The organism is Rhodococcus sp. ENV425, from assembly GCF_002887785.1.
Lineage (GTDB): Bacteria > Actinomycetota > Actinomycetes > Mycobacteriales > Mycobacteriaceae > Rhodococcus > Rhodococcus aetherivorans.
In genome coordinates this window covers 40,001-43,958 of sequence record NZ_PCZU01000253.1, presented here as the reverse complement: position 1 = coordinate 43,958, position 3,958 = coordinate 40,001, and the positions used below count along the sequence as shown (strand labels likewise).

At 72.2% G+C, this 3,958-nt stretch carries 3 protein-coding genes and 1 pseudogene; 1 reads left to right on the top strand and 3 read right to left on the bottom strand.

The annotated features are described in order from the left end of the window. The coding region (locus CQZ88_RS30020) for a BTAD domain-containing putative transcriptional regulator (protein ID WP_180987062.1) at window positions 1-1,656 on the bottom strand (1,656 nt) is incomplete at its 3' end. 47 nt (window positions 1,657-1,703) lie between these two features. Beyond that, the gene (locus CQZ88_RS22325) at window positions 1,704-2,903 is read right to left on the bottom strand and encodes an NADH:flavin oxidoreductase (RefSeq protein WP_006934434.1); all 1,200 of its coding nucleotides are present in this window, start codon (window positions 2,901-2,903) and stop codon (window positions 1,704-1,706) included. An 81-nt stretch (window positions 2,904-2,984) separates the two neighbouring features. Here CQZ88_RS22325 and CQZ88_RS22320 point away from each other — a divergent pair, with 81 nt between their 5' ends. Then, window positions 2,985-3,560: a TetR/AcrR family transcriptional regulator gene (locus CQZ88_RS22320; RefSeq protein ID WP_029546793.1), complete on the top strand. Its 576-nt coding sequence runs from the start codon at window positions 2,985-2,987 to the stop codon at window positions 3,558-3,560. 12 nt (window positions 3,561-3,572) lie between these two features. Here CQZ88_RS22320 and CQZ88_RS31595 read toward each other — a convergent pair. Next, window positions 3,573-3,958: pseudogene (locus tag CQZ88_RS31595) on the bottom strand (hypothetical protein); the annotation flags it as partial.

The window sequence follows — 3,958 nt, the reverse complement described above, 5'->3', positions numbered from 1 at the left end:
TGGCTCGAGGAGGGACTCGAGGTCGGTTCCGCACATCGCGGCGAGCACGTCCAGGTCGGCTTCGCGTCCGAGGACGGCGGCCGCGGACAGCACGGCGACGGTGGCCTCGGGCAGCGTGTGGATGCGGTGGTGCAGTACGTCGGCGATCCCGGCCGGCACGTCGTGATGGAGTGCCCGGACGCCCCGGTCGGCGATCAGCAGAGCAAATTCTCTGACGAACAACGGATTTCGGTCGGTCCGGGCGACGAGCAACGCCATGTCCTCGGGCGCCAGGGCGACGACGCCGCATTCGCGGACGAGGCGGGCGATGCCGTCGTCGGTCAGCGGGGCGAGGCGGATCTGCCGGCCGGGGCATGCGTTCGTCGCCGCGCGGACGGCGGCGAGTTCGCTCCCCGCCTCGGTGGGCCGATAGGTGGCGACGGCGAGCAGCGGCCGGGTTCGCAGGGCGGCGAGGGTGAGGCGCAGCAGGTGCAGGGTCGGTTCGTCGGCGCGGTGCATGTCGTCGAAGACGAGCAGCAGCGGACGGTCGGCGGCGATGCGGCCGAGGTGCCGCGTGAGCGAACGGGCGAGCCCGAACGTGTCGAGGCCGGTGCCGGGCACGGCCAGCCGGGACGTCATCGTGGCCGTGCCGTCGGGGTCGGTGTGGGCGAGGGCGTCGAGGATCTCGATCCAGGGCCACCCCGGTGGCGCTCCGTCCACCTCGGGGCAGTTGCCGCGGGCAACCTGCCAGCCGTCGCCCTCGAGGGCGACGGCGAGCAGCGTGGTGAGATGGGTCTTGCCCGCCCCGGGTTCCCCGGCCAGCCACGTCAGACGCGTCTCACCGCGGGCGGCGCGTCCGGCCTCGTCCAGCAGGACGCCGAGTTCGGCGGGGCGGACGTGGTCGGCGATCGGCGCTCGGTCCCGGGCAGGACCGGCCGTACCGGTGAGGATCTCGTGCTCGACGGCCCGTAGTGCCGGACCGGGGTCGAGGCCCAGTTCGGTGGCCAGGTACTGCCGCGAGCGGCGGATGACGGCGAGGGCGTCGGCCGGGCCGTCGGCGCGGTACCGGGCGCGCGCCAGGAGCCCGACGGCGCGTTCGCGGCCGGGGTCCGCCGCGACGATGTCGCTCAGCGACGCGATCAGCGGCGCGACGGGAGCACCGAGTTCGAGCGCGGTCTCGGCGTACTGTTCCACCGCCGTGCGGCGCAGTTCCCCGAGCCGGTCGGATTCGATTGCCGCCCAGGGATATCGATCGATGTCGGGCAGCGGATCCCGCCACCGCTGGAGGGCCTGCCCGAGGTGCCGGAGCCGGTCGTGGGGTGCGGTGACGGTGCGGGTGACGGCGTCCTCGAACGCCCACGCGTCCACCGCGGCGACAGGCAGGTTCAGCGCGTACCCGGCGGCGCTCCGTGGCAGCGGGTCGTGGCCCGGACCGAGCACCCGGCGCAGGTGGGAGATGTGCGCCTGCAGCGCCGCCACCGGTTTGGCCGGCGGTGCCCCGCCCCACAGGTCCTCGACGAGCCGGTCGGCGGAGACCGGGTGCCCGCGTGCCGCCACCAGCCGGGCGAGCAGCGCACGACGGACGGGACCGCCGAGGGCGACGGGCTGCCCGTCGACGAGCGCGGCGACGGCGCCCAGCACCCGCACCTGCACGGGCGGGGTCGTCGCGTTCGTCACCGCCCACCGTCCATGGTGTTGCAGGATAGCTGTGGGCCGGCGCACCGTCAGGTGCTGTGCTCCACGTCGCGCAGGGATTCGCGCACGACGCACCGGGTTCCGGTGTAGATGGTGGGCATGCACTTGTTGCAGTGGATGCACAGCCCTTCGCGCACGTGCTCGTCCCGGAACTTGTTGACGAGGTACGGGTCTCGCAGCAGCGCCCGGCCCATCGCGACGAACTCGAATCCCTCGTCGAGCGCATTCTCGATGGTGTCGATCCGGTTGATGCCGCCGAGGAGGATGAGCGGGGTGCGCAGCTCGGACCGGAACTGCCGAGCCATCGGGCGGAAGAACGCCTCCTCGAAGGGGTAGGTCGGGAAGAGCCGCGGCCCGTAGAACCGCAGTCCCAGCCCCACGAGCCTGGGCTGGGACGCGACGAACTCGGCCAGCGGGACGTCGCCGCGGAAGAAGTACATGCCGTTGAGCAGGGAGCTGCCGCCGGTGAGTTCCATCGCGTCGATGTGGCCGTCGGATTCGATCAGCCGCGCCATGGGCAGGCTCTCGTGGAGCCACAGTCCCTTGGGGACGCCGTCCGTCATGTTGAACTTGACGATGACGGCTACCGAGTCGCCGGCCGCCTTGCGGACCGCCTCGAGAACGCGTCGGGGAAACGCGGTTCGGTTCTCGAGACTGCCGCCGTAGCGGTCGCTGCGCTTGTTGAGATTCGGGCTGAGGAACGAGCTGAGCAGATAGTTGTGCCCCAGGTGCACCTCGAGCGCGTCGAATCCGGCCTCGACGGCGCAGCGGGTCGCGTTCTCGTAATCGGTGACGACCTGATCGAGCTGCGCGAGACTCGCGCCCCGCACCAGGCCCATGGCGGGGGCGCTGATGCGGGTGGACGGGGCGAGGGTCTTCGTCCCGTTGGAGATCTGGTTGGCGACGAGTCCGGCGTGCCCGATCTGCGCCGAGGCGAGCGCGCCCTCCGCGTGCACGGCGTCGGTGAGGCGGCGCAGGCCCGGCACGGTGTCGCGGTCGAGGACGACGGTGTTGCGGTGTACGCGTCCGCCGGGTGCGACGGCGCAGTACGCGACGGTGGTCAGTGCGGTGCCGCCGCGGGCGACCTCGGCATGGAACTCGACGAGTTCGTCGGTGACGCGACCGCCGGGCATGACGCCCTCGAACGTCGCGGCCTTGAGGATGCGGTTGCGCAGGGTGAGCGGTCCGAGCCGAACGGGTTCGAACACGGCGGGTCGCGACGAGGTCATGCCCCTACTTTCGATGCCAGTGGTTCTGTAACGTGTTGCAACTATAGTGCCGCGCCGTGCCGTGCACCACAATTACCGGTGATGACCGCATCCCACCGCTCCCCCACGCCCGCCGGCCGCCCCCGCGATCCGCGCATCGACGCCGAGGTCCTCGCCGTGACCCGCGCGATGCTGCTCGAGGTCGGCTGGGAACACCTGAGCCTGCGCGGCATCGCGGCCCGGGCCGGGGTGAGCCGGGCGGCCCTCACCCGGCGGTGGCCGTCGAAGGCGCACCTCGTGCTCGACTCGCTTCTCGGTTCCGCGCCGGACCTGACCCCGATGCACGGGACGGACCGCCGCGGCTGGATCGAATGGGTCGTCAGGGGCAGCGCGGACCTGTTCGCCCGCCCCGACGTCCGCGCCGCCCTGCCCGGGCTCATCGCCGCACTCCGCGATCACGACGATCTGCGGAACACCCTGTGGCGCACCTTCAGCGGCCCCAGCACGGCACTGTTCTCCCACGGCGACGGCTCCTCTCCCGCCGACCTCGACGCACGTGCCGTGCTCGTCCTCGCCGCGGGTGCGGCGCTGTTCGCGAGCATCGTTGCGGCCGAGGACGACACGTCCGCCCTGCGGGAGCGGATCCTCGATCTGTTGCTGCCCGCCGCGGACGGTTGAACTCCTTGCGACTCAGCCGATCTGACGGATCACCAGAGTCGCCGGATCGGAAGCGCCGCATCCCGTGCCCACCACCAGTGCCGTCAACCGCGGCGACGCGGCATCACCCAGGACCAGCGCGACCGCCTCCCGGCCGTCGAACCGGATCGTGCGTGACCCCAGCAGTGGCCGGGATTCGTCGATGCCGTTGGCCTCGAGGCATTCTCGAAGTACTGCGTGATCCGACAGCGGGCCGGGGTCGGACGCGCCGATCATCGCGCGCCAGGTCGCCGGGTCGAGCACGTCGGCACCGGGTGCAGCAGAAGCCGGTGCAGCAGAAGCCGGCGCGGCAGCGGCGGGCGCGGCCATCGGCGCCGCGGCATCGGGGCGTCCGGCGCCGTGGGCGGTGACGGCGAATC